The sequence below is a fragment of the Burkholderia sp. LMU1-1-1.1 genome, assembly GCF_040675865.1.
Lineage (GTDB): Bacteria > Pseudomonadota > Gammaproteobacteria > Burkholderiales > Burkholderiaceae_D > Rugamonas.
The window spans coordinates 512,165-531,448 of record NZ_JBEGHG010000023.1 but is presented as its reverse complement, the minus strand read 5'-3'; the positions used below and the strand labels follow the sequence as shown (position 1 = coordinate 531,448).

Below are 19,284 nucleotides of genomic sequence, written 5' to 3'. Positions count from 1 at the left end.
CCCATCCATAGAATACCCGCCCATGGCGCCGTCACCGGCGCGGTGGGCTGACGACCAGCCCCGATAGAGGAAGTCTTCATGACAGCAGATCTTGATTGCCAACGCCGACGCCAACCTCTGCGCGCCGGCTCACCGTTGCGGCGCAAGCTGCTGTCGGTGCTGGTGGCCACCTGCTACGGCGGCGCCCAGGCCGCCCCCGTCAATCCGACCGTGGTGGCGGGCCAGGCCAGCTTCAATTTCCAGGGCAAGACGTATTCGATCACCAACACGCCCAACGCCATCATCAACTGGCAGGGCTTTTCGCTCGGCGCCGACGAGGTGGCGCGCTTCATCCAGCAAAGCGCCGACAGCAAGGTCCTGAACCGCATCACCGGCCAGGACCCCAGCGTCATCCTCGGCTCGCTGCAATCGAACGGCAAGGTGTTCCTGATCAACCCGAACGGGGTGTTGTTCGGCGCCGGTTCGCGGGTCGACGTCAACGGCCTGGTCGCCTCCAGCCTGGCGATCTCCAACGCCGACTTCCTGGCCGGTAAAAACAACTTCGCCGGCGCCGCCGACGCGGGCAAGGTCGTCAACCAGGGCGCGATCACCACGCCCGCCGGCGGTCAGATCTTCCTGATCGCGCCGGCGGTGGAGAACAGCGGCATCCTCTCGTCGCCGAACGGCGACGTGGTGCTGGCGGCCGGACACAGCGTGCAATTGTTCGATACACGCGATCCCAACGTGCAGGTGGTGGTGTCGGCGCCGGCCGACCAGGCGCTCAACCTGGGCAGCATCGTCGCGCAGGGCGGGCGCGTCGGCGTCTACGGCGCACTGGTCAACCAGCGCGGCACGATCAACGCCGACAGCGCCGTCCTGGGCGCCAACGGCAAGATCCTGCTCAAGTCCAGCCGCACCACCTTGCTCGAGGCGGGCAGCACCACCAGCGCCCGTGGCACGGCCGATGGCAACCTCAACACCGGTGGCGACATCGTGCTGCTGGGCGCGCAGGTCGGCCTGACCGGCAACGCCGTGGTCGACGCCAGCGGCGGCGCCGGCGGCGGCACGGTGCTGGTCGGCGGCGATTATCAAGGGAAGAATACCGTGCTGCCGAACGCGCAGCAAACCTATGTCGGCAAGGACAGCGTGATCAAGGCCGACGCCACCGGCCGGGGCGACGGCGGCAAGGTCATCGTCTGGAGCGACCGGGCGACGCAGGTGTTCGGCGCCATTTCCGCGCGCGGCGGCGCGGCCGGCGGCAACGGCGGTTTCGTCGAAACGTCCGGCCATTACCTGGACATGCGGGGCCGGGTCGACACGCGCGCGCCGCTGGGCGCCACCGGCACCTTGCTGCTGGACCCGAGCGACATCTACATCGCCAGCGACATCGCCACGGCCACGGCCGCCGGCATGACGGCCGGCGCCACGCCGCCCAACAACGGCGGCACCTTCCTCGAAACGACGGCCGTGGCCGATTCGCTGCTGCTGACCGGGACGTTGCAGGGCGCGCTGGCGACCACGGACGTCACCGTCTCCACCGCCAACAGCGCCGGCACCGGCGGCGGCAAGATCAGCGTGCTCAGTCCCGTCACGTGGACGTCGGCGCACGGCCTGACCCTGAACGCCGACGCCGGCATCGAGCTGAAGGCGTCGATCGACGGCGCCAACGCGCCGCTGCGCCTGAACGCGGGCGGCGCCATCGTCCAGACCACCAGCCCGATCGACGGCCTGCACGCGGCCAGCCTGGGCGCCCTGGCCGCCGGCAATATCGTGATGGATAACACCGGCAACACCATCACCGGCGTGTCCAAGCTCGATTCGACCGGCGGCAGCGCGTCGCTGACGGCCGCCAGCGTCAACCTCGGCGCCAGTTCGGTGGCCAACACCGGCACCCTGTCGGTGACGGCGGCCAGCGGCGACATCACGCTCGGCCAGACGATGTCCATTTCCGGCGGCCTGACCTTGAACGCCGCGAACAACATCCTTGCACCGAACAGCCTGGAGGTCGGCGGCGCCTTTACGCTCGCCGGCGGCCATTGGTCGCAGACCGGCGCCTTGCCTCTGTTCATCGCGCACGATTTCCGGCTCGATGGCGGCACCTTCGTGCGCGCGACCGGCGGCAACGGCGGCGCGGCCACGCCGTATCTGCTCGACGACATCTATGGCCTGCAAGGCGCCGGCGGCCTGCCAGCGTCCACATGGTTCAGCCTGAACAAGGACATCGACGCCAGCGGCACGATCAACTGGAACGCGGGCCAGGGCTTCGCGCCGCTCGCCAGCACCGATTATCCTTATGCGGGCACCTTCAACGGCAACAACCACGCGATCACCGGCCTGGCCATCGACCGCGCCGGTTCCAACAACGTCGGCCTGTTCTCGCTGCTCGGTGGCGGCACCATCAAAAACCTCACCGTGGGCGGCAGCGTGCGCGGCAATACCAACGTCGGCGGCGTGGTCGGCAGCGCGGTCGCCGGTGCCGGCGGCATCATCGACAACGTCCACTCGTCCGCCAGCGTCACCGGCGTGACCAACGTGGGCGGCCTGGTGGGCGACAACGGCGCGGCGGTCAGCAATGCCGGCGCCAGCGGCGCCGTCACCGGCCTGGCCGGCGCCAACGCCGCCAACGTCGGCGGCCTGGCCGGGCGCAATATTGGCGCCATCAGCGCCTCGTCGGCCGGCGGCGACGTCAACACGACCGGCTTCGGCTATGCGGGCGGACTCGTCGGCAGCAACGCCAACGACGGCGCCCACGTCGGCGCCATCACGGCCTCGCACGCCAGCGGCAATGTGACCGCGACCGGCGAGATCGTCGGCGGCCTGGTGGGCGACAACAACGGCGGCGTCATCAGCATCGCCTATGCCACCGGCGACGTGCAGGGCGGGCGCAACGTCGGCGGCTTGGCCGGGCGCAACAATACGCTCAACGGGTTGGGCGGCACCATCGCCAACGTCTACGCCAGCGGCGACGTCAGCGGCAATCTGCTGGACTTCAGCCTGAACCACGCGAACATGGGCGGGCTGCTTGGCGAGCTGTTCTCCGGCACGGTCGCCAACGGCTACAGCAGCGGCGGCGTCGACGGCCACCTTTTCTCCGGCGGTGTCAGCGGCATGGTCGGAACGTTGGGCAGCGGCACGTTGAGCAACGGCTACTTCAACGCCGATGCCGCCGGCACCGCTTCGGACGCGGCCGGCACGGCGCTGACCGGGAAACAGAGCCAGCAGCAATCGAGCTACGTCGGCTTCGACTTTTCCACCGTCTGGCGCAACTACGACGGCCACACCCTGCCGATGCTGAAGAATTTCCTGACGTCGAAAACGATCGCCGTCAGCGGCGGCAGCGGCGTCACCAAAACCTATGACGGCGCCTCCGCCGCGTTCACCGGCAGCGCCACCGGCGTGGTCGCGGGCATCAACGGCACCCTGGGTTACGACGGCGCCGTCAACGTCGGCACCTACGACGTCGGCGGCTTGTGGTCGACCCAATACGACATCACCTACACCGGCACTAGCGCGCAACTGGTCATCCAGCCGCGCACGGTCACGGCCACCGTCACCGGCACCAAGACCTACGACGGCGTCGCCTACATGGAATTGCCGGCAACCTACACCTTCAGCAATCTGGTCGGCGGCGACACGCTGGGCATCTCCGGCCTGGTCAGTTTCAGCGACAAGAGAGCCGGCAGCGGCAAGGCGATGAGCGTGGCCAACCCCACCCTCACCAACAATGACCTCGGCAATTACGTTCTGGGCGGGGCCGTCAGCGGCAGCGGCAGCATCACCAAGGCGTCGCTGTCGCTGTCGGGCTTGAGCGCCTTGTCGCGCCAGTACGACGGCACCGTCGTGGCCCAGCTGGGCGGCAGCGCGTCGGTGGCCGGTATCAACGGCGACGACGTGGCGCTGGCCGGCGTGGTCAGCGGAACCGCGACCTTCAGCAACAAAAACGTCGGCACCGACAAACTGGTGACGGTCCACACCGGCGGCCTGAGCCTGACCGGCGCCGATGCCGCCAACTATGTGCTGGTCTCGCCGTCGGACCTGAGGGCCGACATCACGCCGGCCACGCTGACGGCGTCCGGCTTCACGGCCAACAACCGTGTCTACAACCTCGACTACGACAGCGCGACGGCCTCCTACGGCCGCCGCGCGACCTTGAACGGTGGCGTGCTGGGCGGCGTGATCGGCGGCGACCAGGTTTCCATCGGCGGCGCCAGCGCCAGCTTCGCCGACAAGAACGCCGGCACCGCCAAGAGCGTGACCGTCAACGGCGTCACCTTGAGCGGTGCCGACAGCGGCAACTATGTGGTGGGCAGCTTGCAGACCGGGCTGACGGCCGATATCACGCCGGCCGCCCTGACGCTGTCGCTGGCCGCGCGCGACTACAACAACAGCGCCGCCGGCACCCTGGCCGGCGCCACCTTGGGCGGGGTGTTGGTTACCGCCGGCGGCGCGACGGACGCCGTCGCGCTGGCCGCCAATGGCGCCACCGCGACCTACGCCGACAAGAACGCCGGCATCGACAAGGTGGTTACCCTGGGCGGGGCGGGCTTGTCCGGCGCCGACGCCGGCAATTACACGCTCGCGGCCGCCAAGGGCACGATCACGCCGCGCGCGCTGGCGACCTGGACGGCGACCGGCGGCGGCCTGTGGAGCGACGCCGGCAATTGGCAGGATGGCATCGCGCCGTCCGGCGCCAACGTGCTGGCGGCGGCGCTGAACAACGCCGGCGGCATCGTCACCTACGACAGCGGCGCCGGCGCCACCACGTTGACGTCGCTGCGCGCGGGCGGGCAGGGCCTGAGCCTGACCGGTGGCGCGCTGACCCTGACCGGCACCGGCGCCGACGCCTCCTACGCCAACGGCGGCGGCCTGATGCTGGGCGGCGGTGCGCTCGTGCTCAACGGCCACATGCAGATCAGCAATCTGGTGTTGAGCGGCGGCTTGCTGTCCGGCACCGGCGGCGCCACCCAGCTGGGCATAGCCGCCCTGTCGCAGAGCGGCGGCGCCATCGATATCGACGGTACGCTTACCGTCGGCAACGGTGGCGATGTCGCGATCGGCAACGCCCGCGCCAAGGCAGGCATCACCTTCAACGCCGCACAGGGCGCGATCACCCAGACCGGCGCGCTGGTCACCGACAGCCTGCATGCGTTCGCCGCCAACGGCATCGCGCTGACCGATGCCGGCAACCAGGTCGGCGCCTTCGAGGCGATCGTCAACGGCAGCGGTAGTATCGCGCTCAACAACACCGTGCCCAGCGGCGAGCTGGCGCTGGGCACCATGACCAGCGGCGGCAACATCGTCATCGACAACACCGGCGGCATCCACACCACCGGCGGCATCGCCGCCGCCGGCGGCCTGGTGTCGATCACCGCGCATAGCCCGATCACGGTCAACCACGCGATCAGCGCCGCCAACATCGTGCTCGACGCCAGCAGCGACATCAGGCTGGGCAACCATTCGGAGTTGAACGCCGGCGCGGCGATCAGCCTGACCGCCGGCCGCGACATCCAGTTGGGCGGCAAGCTGAGGGTGCCGTCCAGCGGGCGCATCACCGCCACCGCCGCCAGGGGCGATATCACGTCCCTGGCGGGGACCACCATCAACAGCGACGGCGGACCGGTGACGCTGACCACCGTGCAAGGCGCGATCAATGTGCCATCGAGCATATTTATCGGCCAGACGACGGCCACGCTGAACGACGGCGCCGCCGACGCGGCCGCCAAGGCCGCGGCCGATGCCGCCGCCAAGGCCGCCGCCGACGCGGCCGCCAAAGCCGCGGCCGACGCCGCAGCCAAAGCCGCCGCCGACGCCGCCGCCAAGGCAGCGGCCGACGCCGCCGCTCAAGCCGCCGCCGACGCCGCAGCCAAAGCCGCAGCCGACGCCGCAGCCAAAGCCGCGTCCGATGCCGCCGCCAAGGCGGCCGCCGACGCCGCAGCCAAAGCCGCGTCCGATGCCGCCGCCAAGGCGGATGCCGATGCAGCGGCTTTGGCGGCAGCGGACGCCGCCGCCAAGGCCGCCGCCGAAGCCGCCGCCGTGGTGGTGGCGACGCAGGGCCGTCCAGGCGAACCGGTGGGGCAGGCGCTCAACACCACGGTCAATGTGATCAACACCGTCGCGGCGACCACCGTCCAGCTCGGAGGGGGCGGGCGGAACGAGGACAAGACGCCGGACACCAAAAATCGCGCCACCGCGCCCGACAAGGACACGGAGCCGGCCGTCGGCGACGGCGGCACCGCCAAGGTCGTCGGTAAGGCCGACGTGGCCAAGAAAATGTATTGCAACTAGAGCGGCCCGAAATCCAACACCCGCGACGGCGATTTAACAGTTGATACTTGCAATTGGGCATCATTCTTGGGCCGAACATGTTAACATCGGAATAGTGAGTGAGCCTGGGCGTGTCGAACAATTAACATTCCCCCGCAGATGACAGCAACAAAAATCCGAAGAGCCGACGATGACCGATAGTTTTCCCCGCTTGCTAGCCAGCGCCATCCTTGCCTTGACCGTGTCCACGGCCTGGGCGGGGGAGCCCGCGAGCGACAGCGCCGCCATTCGTTTCGATATTTCCCGATTCGATGTCCGGGGCAATACGCTGCTGCCAGCGGGGCGGATCGAACAGTTGCTGGCGCCGTTCACGGGCAAAACGCGCGACTTCGGCGATGTCCAGCGCGCGCTCGAGGCGCTGGAGGGGGCCTACCACGCGCTGGGCTACAACGTCGTCACCATCGAGCTGCCCGAGCAGGAACTGAACCGTGGCGTGGTGCTGCTGCGCGTGGTGGAGACCAAAGTCGGCCGTGTCAGCGTCAAGAACAACCAGTACTTCGACGAGGCCAACATCCGCCGCAGCCTGCCCGCGCTACAGGAGGGCCGCACGCCGAATCTGACGGCCGTTTCGGCCAATCTGAAGCAAGGCAACGAGAATCCTTCGAAGCAGGTCACGCTCAAGCTGCAGGGCGGCGAAAAGGATGACGAAGTCGACGCCGTGCTGGAGGTCAAGGACCAGCCGGTCTGGAAGGCGATGGCCAACGTCGACAACACCGGCACCGAGCAGACCGGCAAGACCCATCTGGGCTTCATCCTGCAGAACGCCAACCTGTTCGGCCTCGACCACGTGGCCTCGCTGCAGTACACCACCTCGGCCGAGGAACCGGGCCGGGTCAAGGTCTACGGCGCCGGCTACCACATCCCGCTGTACGCGCTGGGCGATTCGCTGGACTTCTTCGCCAGCTATTCCAACGTCGACTCCGGCACCGTGTCGGCCGGGCTGTTCAACCTGGCCGTCAGCGGCCGGGGCGCCGTCTACGGCGCGCGCTACAACCAGTCGCTGGTCAAGCGCGGCGAGTATGACTCGCACCTGACCTACGGCGTCGACGTCAAGGCGTTCAAGAACAACGTCGAATTGGTGGGCCAGCAGCTGGGCAACCTCGGCAACGACGTCACCGTGCATCCGCTCAGCCTCGCCTACACCGGCAGCCTGCCGCTGAAATCGGGCGAGGTCGGCGGCCAGATCACTTTGCTGCGCAATATCTCCGGCGGCTCCAAGGGCGGCCAGCGCGACTTCACGCTGGCGCGCAGCGGCGCCAAGGCCGACTACACCGTGCTGCGCCTGGGCGGTAGCGTGACGCGGGCGCTGGTCAACGACTGGCAGCTGCGCGCCATCGCCAACGGCCAGTACACCCGCGACGCGCTGATCCCGGGCGAGCAGTTCGGCGCCGGCGGCGCCACCTCGGTGCGCGGCTTCATCGAGCGCGAAGTCTCCAACGACAGCGGCGTCGCCGTCAACCTGGAGGCCTACACCCCCAACCTGTGCGGCCGCCAGGCCTGGAACTGCCGCCTGCTCGGCTTCTTCGACAACGCCTACATCAAGCGCAACCATGCGCTGCCGGGCGAACTGGAAAGCACCTCCATCGGCAGCGCCGGCGTGGGCGCGCGCCTGGTGCTGTCGACCTACGTCAACCTGCAACTCGACTATGGCCACGTGCTGCGCGCCGGCGCCACCGGCCGCGCCGACGCCAACCGCTTGCACCTGCGTTTGGGTCTTGCTTACTGAACGCCCTGGAAAGACCACAATGAACAACCACCATACCCACTCCAGCCGCCATATCGGCCGCCAGCCGTCGTTCGCGAAGCTGCGCCGCAAGGCGTTGGCCGTGCTGGTGGCGGCCGCCTTCGGCAGCGCCCAGGCCAATCCGGTGGCGCCGACCGTGGTGCACGGCGCGGCGACCTTCAACCAGCAGGGCAACCTGTATTCGATCACCAACACGCCCAACACCATCATCGACTGGCGTAGTTTTTCGGTGAACGCGGGCGAGGTCACCCGCTTCATCCAGCAAAGCGCCGACAGCAAGGTCCTCAACCGCATCACCGGGCAGGACCCGAGCCGCATCCTGGGCGCGCTGCAGTCGAACGGCAAGGTGTTCCTGATCAATCCGAACGGTGTGCTGTTCGGCGCCGGTTCGCGGGTCGACGTCAACGGCCTGGTCGCCTCCAGCCTGGCGATTTCCAACGCCGACTTCCTGGCCGGTAAAAACAACTTCGCCGGCGCCGCCGACGCGGGCAAGGTCGTCAACCAGGGCACGCTCACCACGCCGGGTGGCGGCCAGATCTTCCTGATCGCGCCGGCGGTGGAGAACAGCGGCGTCATCTCGTCGCCGAACGGCGACGTGGTGCTGGCGGCCGGGCACAGCGTGCAACTTTTCGATTCCCGCGATCCGAACGTGCAGGTGGTGGTGTCGGCGCCGGCCGACCAGGCGCTCAACCTGGGCAGCATCGTCGCCCGGGGCGGGCGCGTCGGCGTCTACGGCGCGCTGGTCAACCAGCGCGGCACGATCAACGCCGATAGCGCCGTGCTCGGCGAACGCGGCCAGATCATCCTGAAGGCGGCCGGCACAGCCATGCTGGAGGCGGGCAGCGTCACCAGCGCGCGCGGCGCCAATGTCAACACCGGCGGCGACATCGCACTGCTGGGCGAGCGGGTCGGCCTGACCGGCAACGCCGTGGTCGACGCCAGCGGCGGCGCGGGCGGCGGCACGGTGCTGGTGGGCGGCGACTACCAGGGCAAGAACGCCGCGCTGCCGAACGCGCGGCAAACCTTCGTCGGGCGGGATGTGACGATCAGCGCCGACGCCGGCATCAACGGCGACGGCGGCAAGGTCGTCGTCTGGAGCGACGAGGCGACCCGCATGCACGGCGCCGTGTCGGCACATGGCGGCGCGCGGGGCGGCAATGGCGGCCTGATTGAAACCTCGGGCCATTATCTGGATGTGGCGGGCGCCCGCGTGGAAGCCGGCGCCGTGGCCGGCCAGGGCGGCAGGAACGGCACCTGGCTGCTCGATCCCTACGACATTTCCATCATCAAGGATTCCAACATCCCGACCCCGCTGTCGGATCTGACGCCGTTCGGCCAGGCCACCAGCGGCGTGACCGAGGTCGACTCCGGCGCGTTGAGCGGCGCCACCGCCAACGTGGTGCTGCAGGCGCGCCACGATATCACCTTCGGCGCGGCGGTCCACAATGCCAACAGCGGCGTCAGCCTGACGGCGCAGGCGGGCAACAACATCAACCTCAATGCCGAGCTGGCGATGACCGGCGACATCCGGCTGACGGCCAACGACAACGGCGCCGGTACCGCGAGCGGCAGCGGCGCCGTGACGATCGCCTCGCTGGGCAGCGCCACCACGCTCGACAGCCGTGGCCATGGCATCTCGCTGGCCGGCCGCGTCGTCAACGTCTACGGCAAGGTCGATGCCGGCGCCACCGGCAACCTGACGATCGAAGCGACCAGCGTGGCGATGGGCAGCAATGCCACCGTCACCGGCGGCGATATCGGTATCAAGGCTAGTACCCTGGAAATGGGCGGCGGCGCCCGCATCAGCGGGCAGGGCGGCGGGGCCAAAGTGCTGATCTCCTCGGACGGCGATGTCAACGTCGGCACCGGCGCGGCTGGCGGCAACGCGTTGGCGGTGAGCGAGGACACGCTCAAGAAGATCGACAACGCCGACGTCACCATCGCCAGCGCCAGCGCCGACGGGGTAGTCGCGGTGACCGGTTCGCTCGACTTGACCGGTTCGAGCGGCTACGTCCGCAATCTGACCCTGGGCTCGGGCCGCACCGGCAATGTGCTGATCGACGCCGCCACCCGGATCAACGGAACGCTGACCTTGGACGCGCTGGAAGTGAACGTCAACGCTGCGACCCGCGCCGATACGGTGGCGATCGCGGCCAACGCGCTGGACCTGAACGCCAACGTAACGGCCAATCTGGCCAGCGTCCGTCCGTCCGGCGGCGGCTATCATATCGAATTGGGCGGCACCTCCTGCGCCAACGCGGTCAACTGCCTGCTGGTCAGGGATATCCGCTATCTGAAGGTGCCGACCTTGGTGATCGGCAGCCAGGACGCGGAGCACAACGTGGCCGGCATTGCCGTCGCGGGAATCGCCACCACAGGTTCCCTGGCGGCGCAGCGGGACTCGGCCACCACCAGCATCGCGCTGCTGAGCAACGGCGGCGCCATCACGCAAACCGGCGCCATCAACGTGGAGAATCTGGCGGTCGCCAATGGCGGCGACATCACGTTGAACAACGCGGGCAATCGGGTGGTCAACCTGGCGGTGTCGCAACATGGCGCCGGTCATGACCTCGTGTTCAAGAACAGCTCCAGCACGGCCATCGCCACGATGGTCGGCGGCGATATGTATCAGATCAGCGGCATCGATACCGATGGCGACGTGACGCTGGACGCCGACGGCGCCATCACCACGGCCGGCGGTGTCCAAGGCACGCCCATCACCGCCAACCATCTGACGATGTACGCCACGGGCGGCATCGGCTCGACGGCGGCGCCATTGCTGACCAAGGTTTCGCAACTGTCGGCGGTCAATCGCGCGGGCGGCGGCAGCACGGCGGCTATCAACATCGCCAACGTCAACAACACCGCGCATGCGGATACGCTGACGGTGACGAAGGCGCAGCAGCTTTCCGTCGGCGGCGACAACAACGGTGCGATCACCATCGATAATACCGGTGCGATGCTGATCGCTGCGGCGCCGTGGCCGCTGCCGGACGATGGCTGGTATGGGGTGAGGACCAACACCGGCGCGATTACGCTGCAAACCCATAGCCCGTTGACGATCGAGGGGATGGTTAATTCCTACTCCGGCGATATCAGCCTGGTGGCGGGCGACAGCTATGATCTGAGCAATACGATGACTTTCGGTAATGGGGCCATCGTGACATCGGCGGGCGGTTCGGTGACGATGACGGCGACCAGTTTTGACCTGGCCGCCGGCAGCACGATCATTGGTTCGAACGGCAGCTATACGCAGATTACGCAGATGCCGCCGACGCCGACGCCAACGCCAACGCCAACGCCGACGCCAACGCCAACGCCAACGCCGACGCCAACGCCGACGCCAACGCCGACGCCGACGCCAACGCCAACGCCAACGCCAACGCCAACGCCAACGCCAACGCCAACACCGACGCCTACGCCTACGCCGACACCGACGCCTACGCCGACGCCAACGCCTACGCCTACGCCGACGCCGACGCCAACGCCGACGCCGACGCCGACGCCAACGCCAACGCCGATACCTACGCCGACGCCGACGCCGACGCCGACACCGACACCGACACCGACACCTACGCCAACACCGACACCTACGCCAACACCGGTGTCAGCCGATATCTGCACCATCGCGCCGAACTCCGCACTATGTCAGGTATTGTCGCCACCAAGTGCGAGCGAGCCGGCCAAGCCGGTGCAGCTGGCCAGCATAGAAGTGATCAAGACGGTCACGCGCGCCACGGCGTCCGCCCCGTCGCGCGGGGCCGACGACAAAACCGACGAACCATTGTCGAGCGAACCGAAGTCGCAAAGCAGCACCACCACCACCGAAAACACCGGAAAACAAAATGTCCCTGCCAAGAAAACCTACTGCAACTAGGCATGTTGCAACCAAGAGTCTGCTCCAGGGGCTGATGCTGCTGGTGCTGTGTAGCGTGGTCAGCGCCAGTTGGGCGGCGCAGGTGGCCGGCACCATCACGCAGCTCAGCGGTCCCTTGCTCGCCAAGAAAGCCGATGGCGCGGTGCGCGTGCTGTCGCTGCGCTCGGAAGTGGAGAGCGGCGACACGCTGATGACGGAGAAGAACACCTACGCGCTGGTCAAGTTCGTCGACAACAGCGAGATCACGCTCAAGCCGGGGACCACCTTCAAGGTCGAGAACTTCGCCTTCGACGCCGGCAAGCCCGACGGCGACCAGGCCTCGTTCAGCCTGGTCAAAGGGGGGCTGCGCTCGGTCACCGGCCTGCTGGGCAAGCGCAACAAGGAAAAGTTCTCGATGAAGACGCCGAGCGCCACCATCGGCATACGCGGCACCACTTTCATCGCCGATCTGGTCGAGCCGTCGGCCGAGGCGGTGGCCGCGCGCGAAGCGTATCTCATGGCCAGCACGGCGTCGCTGGACGCGCTGGCGCAGCCGCTGCAACCGCTGATGCTGGCGCAGGGACCGGTCTTGCCGCCGCCGTCGAGTCCCCAACTGCCGGCTGGTTTGTATGTCCAGGTTCTCGACGGCCTGATCAATGTCAGCAATACCGCCGGTGCGCAGCAGTTCAGTGCCGGCCAGTTTGGTTACACGCGTAGCACGTTGACGCCGCCGGTGATTATTCCGACCAACCCGGGGCTGAAGTTCTTGCCGCCACCTACGTTCGTCATCAACACGTCGGCGTCGGGCTCGGGCTCGGGCGCCCCCAAGGCGGCGACCGTCGACTGCGAAGTGCGCTAGCGCCCGCGGCCACCGCGCGGCACCGGCAGGAACGCCGCCAGCGCCGCCAGCGCGGCCGCGCCGTGCAGCAGATAGGTGACCGGATAGCCGTAGCGCGTCACCAGATAGCCGGCCACCACGTTGCTGGAGGCCGCGCCCAAACCCTGCACCATCATCACCGCCGCCAACGCCAGATTGAAATGGCCGCTGCCGCGCGTCAGCCGCTCGACCAGGAAAGGCGTCAGGATGCCGAGCAGGCCGACGCCCACGCCATCGAGCAGCTGCACCGGATAAATCATCGCGAAGTCCGAGAACGCCCACGCCAGCACTCCGCGTAGCGGCAAGCTGAGCATGGCCAGCATCACCGCCGCCCGTACCAAACCGCGCCTGATGATCCAGGGCGCAGCCAGCGCTGCGGCCAGCGCCGCCAATTGCGACACCATGGTGATCACCGCCGTGGTTTCGAACGGCTTTTGCATTTGCACCGCGAACTGCTGCGAGATCAGGCGCGCCAGCGGCGCGTTCCCGAAGTGGAACAGCAATAGCGACACGCTCAATAGCAGCAGCGGCAGGTTGCGATACAGCGTGCGCAGCGGCGGCGCCCTGCCGCCGCCTTGCGCGCCGGCGGCCTCGTGGCCGCCCTGCATGCCGCGCGCGGCCGCGTGATCGATCGTCCCCGGCGCGATCGCCAGCGTGGCGGCGATGGCGGCCACCGTGGTGACCAGCATCAGCGCCGCCACGCCGGGCAGTCCGAACCAGACACTGGCGGCCCAGGTGCCGCCCAGCAGCACGATGTTGCCCGCGTGGTTGTAGGCCTCGTTCTTGCCGAGCTGGGCGCCGAAACGGTCCGGCCCCACCACGCCCAGGGTGATGCCGACCAGCGCCGGCATGATCAGCACCCCGGCCACCGCCGCCAAAGCCTGGCTGACGAACACCACCGAGCGCTCCGGCCAGGCGATACACAGGAACGCGCCCAGCGTGATCAGCGCCACCGGCAGCACGATCATCGCCCGCTTGTGGCGGCTGCGATCGGCCAGCGCGCCGGCGGGCAGGCCTGCAAGGAGGCCGATCACGCCGCACGCCGTCGCCAGCAGGCCCAGGTCCATCGGGCGCCAGCCCTTGGTGCTCAGGTAGGCGTCCAGGAAGGGCCCGAGGCCGTCGCGCGCGTCGGCCAGGAAGAAATTCAGCAGCGCCAGCGCCATCAGGCTGGCACCCGCCGGCGCGGTCCCGGCGCTCGCGGCGTTCGCGACGCCTGCCGCGTTGCCGGCCGGGCGGGCGGACAGGGCGCCCGGCGCCGTCATGACCGCACCCACAGCAGCGCCAGGGCCGCGGCCAGACCGGCCGGCATCACCACCGCGCCCAGCGCCAGGAAGCGCCAGGCGCCCACCTGGATGCCCTCGCGCCTGAGCGCCGTCAGCCACAGGATCGTCGCCAACGATCCGCTCACCGACAGATTCGGCCCCAGGTCGATGCCGATCAGGGCCGCCGCGCGCAGTGTGCTGGAGGCGTCGACATGGTCCAGCGTCGCGGCGCCCAGCAGGCCGGCGGGGAGGTTGTTAAAGAGGTTGCAGGCGACGGCCAGCAGCGCGCCTGTGAGATTGCCGGCGTTGTCCGGCCAGCGCGCTTGCAGCGCCTGCAACTGCGCCGCCAGCGCCGCCACCACGCCGTGCTGCTGCAAGGCCTCGATCAGCACGAACAAGCCGGCCACCATCAGCAGCACGTCCCACGACAGCGCGCGCAGCGTCGCTGTCGGGACGACGCGCGTGCTGACGCTGACCAGCAATAGCGTCAGCACAGCCGCCGCCAGCGTGACGGGGCCAAGCGCCATGCCGCGCGCGGAAGCGGCCCCCAGCAGCAGCGCCGCGCCAGCCAGGGCGCCGACGGTGAGGCGGCCGGCCGTTGTCAGGCGCGGTACCTCGATATCGCGTCGGATCGCCGTTGTCAGCTCGCCGCGCAGCAGCAGATACAAGGCGACGCCGGTGGCGGCGATCGCGCCCAGCGACGGCAGCAGGAACAGCGACAGCCATTCTCCCAGTCCGGGCATCTGCTCGCCGAACATCACCAGGTTGGCGGGGTTGGAGACCGGCAGCACGAAGCTGGCGGCGTTGGCGACGAAGGCACAAATGAACAAATACGGCAGCGGAGGGGCGCCGACGGCGCGCGCCACCGCGTACACGGCCGGCGTCAGCACCACGGCGGTGGCGTCGTTCGACAGCAGCACCGTGACGACCGTGCCGGCCAAGTAGACCAGTAAAAACAGGCGGTGGCCGGAGCCGCCGGCGGCGCGCGCGGTATGCGCCGCCAGCCAGTCGAACACGCCGTGGCGGCGTCCCATCTCGGCCAGCAGCATCATGCCGGCCAAAAAGAGATACACGTCCCAGCCGCGCGCGGCGCCGGTGGCGATGCTTGCCGGATCGATCAGTTTGAGCAGTATCAGCGCCAGCACCGCCAGGGTCGCCCATACGGCTTCCGGCACGCGCCAGGGGCGCAGGACGATGCCCGCCATCGTCAAGCCGGTGATGATCCACAATGTATTTTCAGTCGACACGCGCAGGGTACTCCAATGACGGTTGATTGGCCGGCGCGGGGCCGGGTGATGCCGGTGGCGCTGGCCGCGCATGGGGCGTCGTGCGCGCCGTCGCCAAGTCGGCGCCGACCGCTATCGCTTCGAGGGCGCTGCCGGAGGCGCCACGCGTGCCGATGCCGGTGGCGGCGAATGGCTGTCCGGCCACCAGCCGCGCACGGACCAGGTCCGGGCGGAAGTAGATGATGTCGCCGTTGGCGAGGATAACGCCATTGGCTTCGCCGCGCGGCCCGCGCAGCACCACATCGATGGTGCCGGACGCCTCCAGCCTTTGCAGCGGCTGGCGCGCCATCGGCGGGATGGGCGCAGCCGGTGGCTCGTCGTCGATGCTGGCGCCCGAGGTCAGATTCATCAAGGCCATGGCGCGGATGACGCCATCGGCGACCACATGGCCGACGACGCGCACCCGCTGGCCCGGCGCGATGGCGGCGCCGATCCGCGCGCCGAGGTGTGGGGCGAAGAGAACCAGCGTGCCGTCGTTCAGCCGCAGGCCGTTCGGATCGCCGTACGGGGTGGTGAGATAGCGCGCGACCAAACCCTCTGCCACCGGCGCGGGGGCGGTGGCAGAGGGCCCGCGCAATGGGGGCGGTGGCGCCGCCCCGGCCTCGCCGAGGCAAAGGCCGGATAGGGCCACCGCCAGCGCCACTGCGGGTGCCAGCGAAGCCGATGACATTGGCACGATCGGGTTACTGCTGGCCGACCGGCGGTGGTGGCGGTGCTTGGGTTCCCGGCGCCGCCGGTGGCGGTGGCGGCGTATCGAGCGGCCGTTTGCCGGCAGCACCGCGCGGCTTGGGTGGCGGCACGGGCTTGGCGGCGTTGCCTCGGCGGGCCTCCGCCGGCGGGGGCGGCGGCGGCGGCGCGTCCGCGCCTGGCGGTGGCGGGACTGGCGATCCCGGTGGCGGTGCCGGAGGGGCAGGCGGTGGTGGTGCCGGTTGGCCCGCTGGTGGCGGTGGGGCTGGATCGGTTTGCGGCGGGGCGGCGGATGCGGCCGTGGCCAGTGACAGTGCGATCAACAGCATCGGGTATTTAAGAACATTCATGACTATCTCCTTGTGTGATGTCGAGGGGTGGTAGTCATGACTATGCAGATAGCGTGCCAAGCCTCCCAGCCCGCTGTTTACACAGGCGCGCACGCCGGGGTGTCCGCTGGTGTGACACCGGGGTGTCAATAGAACGGACAGCTGTCCGCCGCCGTTACTCCATCTGGTATTGCGCCAGCTTCCGGTACAACTGCTGGCGCGACAGCCCCAGGCGGCGCGCGGCCTCGCTGCGGTTGCCCGCCGCCGCGTCGAGCGCGCGGCGCAGCATCGCCAGCTCGACCTGCGCCAGCGCGCGTTCGAGCGTGCCGTCCCAGTCGATGTCCGTCGCGTTGGTGGTTGCTGTGCCGGGTGGTGCGCCGGCTGGGCGCGAGGCGCCCAGACCGAGGTGTTCGACCTCGATCAGGTCACCTTCGCTGAGGGCGATGGCGCGCTGCATCGTGTTACGCAGCTCGCGAACGTTGCCCGGCCACTCGTGCGCCTCCAGCGCGCGCAACGCCGGCTCGCTCAGACGTTTTCCGTGGCCGCCCGCCTGGCCGCGCAAGAAATGCGCGGCCAGCAGCGTGACGTCGCCCGCGCGGTCGCGCAGCGGCGGCAGCGTGATCGTGATGACCTGCAGCCGATACCACAGGTCGGCCCGGAACGTGCCGGCGGCCACCTCGGCCTCCAGGTCACGGTGGGTGGCGGCGACGATGCGCAAGTCGACCTGCTGGCTGTGGCGCGCCCCCAGCGGCGTCACTTCGCGCTCTTGCAGCACGCGCAGGATCTTGGCCTGGGTCGGGAGCGCCATGTCGCCGATCTCGTCGAGGAACAAGGTGCCGCCGTCGGCTTCGCGGAAGCGTCCGGGCCGATCGGCGGTGGCGCCGGAGAACGCGCCCTTGACATGGCCGAACAGTTCGCTCTCAAGCAGTTCGGCGGGGATCGCCGCGCAGTTGACAGCGACGAACGGCGCTGCCGCCCGGGCGCTGTTCTGATGCAGCGCCTGCGCCACCAGCTCTTTGCCGGTGCCGGTCTCGCCCAGCACCAGCACCGAGTTGGCGCTGTCGGCGACCAGGCCGATGCGCTTGAATATGGCCCGCATCTCCTCGCTGTTGCTCAGCATCTGTTCGCCGGCATGGATGCCGTCGTCCGCTGCCGGCGTGCCAGGCGCTTCGCGCGCCGCTTGGCGGCCGGCCTTGAGCGCTCGGCCCAGCGCCATGGTCAGCGCGTCGCGCCCGAGTGGCTTGGCCAGGTGGTCGAAAGCGCCCAGGCGCATCGCCTCGATGGTGTTGGAGCCGCTGGCGTAGGCCGTCAGCATCAAGCATGGCACACCCGGCGCGATGGACGGGGCCGCGCGCAGGAAGGCCAGTCCGTCGTCGCCGGGCAGGCGCAAATCGACGATGGCGGCGGCTATCCCGCCCTCGGCCAGGGCGCGCAGGCCGGCCTCGCAACTGGCGGCCAGGCGCACGCCGTGGCCCAGGTCCTCCAGCGTCTCGGCCAGGGTGGCGCGGAACGCCGCATCGTCGTCGACTATCAGGATCATGGCCATGGGAGCTCCAGTTCGATGCGGGTGCCGGCGGTGTGCCGGGCGTCCAGCGCCACGCGGCCGCCATGGGCCTGGACCACTTCGCGCACCACGGCCAGTCCCAGGCCGGTGCCGCCATCGCGGCCGGTGACTAACGGATCGAACAGCGTGGCGCGCAGCGCCGACGGGACGCCGCTGCCGTCGTCGGACACCCAGAGACGCAACAGCGCGCCGTCGCGCGCCGCGCCCACTTCGATGTGGCCTCCGGCGGCGGTGTGGGCCAGCGCATTCAATATCAGGTTGTCGATCACGCGCTCCATTTGCGCCGGGTCGAACAGCGCCGTGGCGCGCGCGGCGTCGTCGAGACCCGCTTGCAGGTCGAGGCCCAGCGTCACGCGGAGATCGGCGGCCGCTTCGGCATGCTGCTGGGCGCATTGCGCCAGCCAGTGCGCCAGCGCGACCGGCGCGCGTTGCGGATGGAAGGAGCGGGTCAACGCGAGCAGGCTTGCCACCAGCGTTTCGAGCCGCCGCACCTGCGCCAAGGTGGTGTGCAGGGCCGCCTCGGTGCGCGCCTGGCGCCGCTCCGGCGGTGCCGCCAGCGCGTTGTCCACCTTCATGCGGATGGTGCCGAGCGGATTGCGGATTTCGTGCGCCAGGCCGGCCGCCAGGCCGCCCAGCGCGGCCATGCGTTCGCTGGCCACCAGCAGCGCCGACAGGCGTTGCGCTTCGCGCCCCCAGCGCGTGAGCAGCAGGGCGAAGCCGGCGCCGGCCAGCACCAATGAGCCCAATAACAGGCTCAGGGCCAGGATCAGGTGTCTGAGCGCGCCGTCGGCGATGGTCGCCACCCGGGTCAGGGTCCAGCCGGCGACATTGGCGGCGACGGGACAGGCGCTGTAGACGACCGCCTCGCGCAGTCCCGGCCGCACCTCGTCGACGGCGGCGCCGGCCGCCAGCGCCTGCTCCGACAACGCCGCCAGCCGGGGCAGCTCGGCCGCCGGCACGTCGGTCTTGGCGCCGCTGCCGTCGTAGGTCGGGAAGGCGTAGGCAAACACGCCGCGCCGCCGCTCCCACAGGCCGCCCTCGACGCCGGCGTCCTCGCGCAGGGCCATGTCGACGACGGCGCGCGCCGTCGCGGCATCGCCGCTGGCGCCGACGTCGATGCGTTCGCCGCCGGCGCGCATGATCTGGCACAGCACGGCCGCGCGGGAGCGGGCCGCGGAAATCTGCCAATCGGCGCCCTGGCGGCCCAGCTGCAGCAGCAGCCAGACCAGCAGCACGACCATGGCCGCGATGGCGGTCCATAGCCACAGTAGATCGCGTTTTAACATTCCGCCCAGCGCCACATTGACCCTTTCGTGTCAGGTTGATATCTCGATTGTAGCGACAATCCGGCCGGTTTCTGTGCGCGAGCGGACGCG

Annotated in this window: 10 protein-coding genes; 4 read left to right on the top strand and 6 right to left on the bottom strand. The window is 69.3% G+C overall.

The features are described from left to right. Positions 1 to 78: 78 nt before the first annotated feature. The 4 genes from MRBLMU1_RS20670 (at position 79) to MRBLMU1_RS20655 (ending at position 12,762) form a co-directional block, all read left to right on the top strand. Entirely contained in the window at positions 79 to 6,264 is a 6,186-nt protein-coding gene (locus MRBLMU1_RS20670; protein ID WP_363505020.1) for a YDG domain-containing protein, read from the top strand. A 169-nt stretch (positions 6,265 to 6,433) separates the two neighbouring features. Further along, a complete protein-coding gene (locus MRBLMU1_RS20665) occupies positions 6,434 to 8,029 on the top strand; it encodes a ShlB/FhaC/HecB family hemolysin secretion/activation protein (RefSeq protein WP_363505017.1) in 1,596 nt (531 codons plus the stop codon). 19 nt (positions 8,030 to 8,048) lie between these two features. Next, a complete protein-coding gene (locus MRBLMU1_RS20660; RefSeq protein ID WP_363505014.1) occupies positions 8,049 to 11,924 on the top strand; it encodes a filamentous hemagglutinin N-terminal domain-containing protein in 3,876 nt (1,291 codons plus the stop codon). After that, on the top strand, positions 11,893 to 12,762 hold the full coding sequence (locus MRBLMU1_RS20655) for a FecR family protein (protein ID WP_414646098.1): 870 nt from the start codon (positions 11,893 to 11,895) through the stop codon (positions 12,760 to 12,762). The genes MRBLMU1_RS20660 and MRBLMU1_RS20655 overlap by 32 nt, the downstream gene beginning before the upstream one ends. Here the strand turns inward: MRBLMU1_RS20655 and MRBLMU1_RS20650 are convergent. The 6 genes from MRBLMU1_RS20650 to MRBLMU1_RS20625 form a co-directional block, all read right to left on the bottom strand. Next, positions 12,759 to 14,042 carry an MFS transporter gene (locus tag MRBLMU1_RS20650; protein WP_363505011.1) on the bottom strand — a complete coding sequence of 428 codons (1,284 nt, stop codon included), beginning with the start codon at positions 14,040 to 14,042 and terminating at the stop codon, positions 12,759 to 12,761. The genes MRBLMU1_RS20655 and MRBLMU1_RS20650 overlap by 4 nt on opposite strands. After that, complete coding sequence (locus MRBLMU1_RS20645; RefSeq protein ID WP_414646101.1) at positions 14,039 to 15,247, bottom strand: SLC13 family permease; 1,209 nt, start codon at positions 15,245 to 15,247, stop codon at positions 14,039 to 14,041. Before MRBLMU1_RS20645 ends, MRBLMU1_RS20650 begins: the two co-directional genes overlap by 4 nt. A gap of 31 nt (positions 15,248 to 15,278) precedes the next feature. After that, complete coding sequence (locus MRBLMU1_RS20640; protein ID WP_363505005.1) at positions 15,279 to 15,872, bottom strand: hypothetical protein; 594 nt, start codon at positions 15,870 to 15,872, stop codon at positions 15,279 to 15,281. A gap of 139 nt (positions 15,873 to 16,011) precedes the next feature. Further along, the gene (locus MRBLMU1_RS20635) at positions 16,012 to 16,365 is read right to left on the bottom strand and encodes a hypothetical protein (protein ID WP_363505002.1); all 354 of its coding nucleotides are present in this window, start codon (positions 16,363 to 16,365) and stop codon (positions 16,012 to 16,014) included. 154 nt (positions 16,366 to 16,519) lie between these two features. After that, entirely contained in the window at positions 16,520 to 17,890 is a 1,371-nt protein-coding gene (locus tag MRBLMU1_RS20630; RefSeq protein WP_363504999.1) for a sigma-54-dependent transcriptional regulator, read from the bottom strand. Next, a complete protein-coding gene (locus MRBLMU1_RS20625) occupies positions 17,881 to 19,194 on the bottom strand; it encodes a HAMP domain-containing sensor histidine kinase (RefSeq protein ID WP_363504996.1) in 1,314 nt (437 codons plus the stop codon). Before MRBLMU1_RS20625 ends, MRBLMU1_RS20630 begins: the two co-directional genes overlap by 10 nt. Positions 19,195 to 19,284: the final 90 nt, after the last annotated feature.

Coding starts and splice junctions, on each gene's coding strand:
- MRBLMU1_RS20670 (WP_363505020.1), top strand. CDS start 79: ATGACAGCAGATCTTGATTGCCAACGCCGACGCCAACCTCTGCGCGCC.
- MRBLMU1_RS20665 (WP_363505017.1), top strand. CDS start 6,434: ATGACCGATAGTTTTCCCCGCTTGCTAGCCAGCGCCATCCTTGCCTTG.
- MRBLMU1_RS20660 (WP_363505014.1), top strand. CDS start 8,049: ATGAACAACCACCATACCCACTCCAGCCGCCATATCGGCCGCCAGCCG.
- MRBLMU1_RS20655 (WP_414646098.1), top strand. CDS start 11,893: ATGTCCCTGCCAAGAAAACCTACTGCAACTAGGCATGTTGCAACCAAG.
- MRBLMU1_RS20650 (WP_363505011.1), bottom strand. CDS start 14,042: ATGACGGCGCCGGGCGCCCTGTCCGCCCGCCCGGCCGGCAACGCGGCA.
- MRBLMU1_RS20645 (WP_414646101.1), bottom strand. CDS start 15,247: ATGGCGGGCATCGTCCTGCGCCCCTGGCGCGTGCCGGAAGCCGTATGG.
- MRBLMU1_RS20635 (WP_363505002.1), bottom strand. CDS start 16,365: ATGAATGTTCTTAAATACCCGATGCTGTTGATCGCACTGTCACTGGCC.
- MRBLMU1_RS20630 (WP_363504999.1), bottom strand. CDS start 17,890: ATGGCCATGATCCTGATAGTCGACGACGATGCGGCGTTCCGCGCCACC.
- MRBLMU1_RS20625 (WP_363504996.1), bottom strand. CDS start 19,194: ATGTTAAAACGCGATCTACTGTGGCTATGGACCGCCATCGCGGCCATG.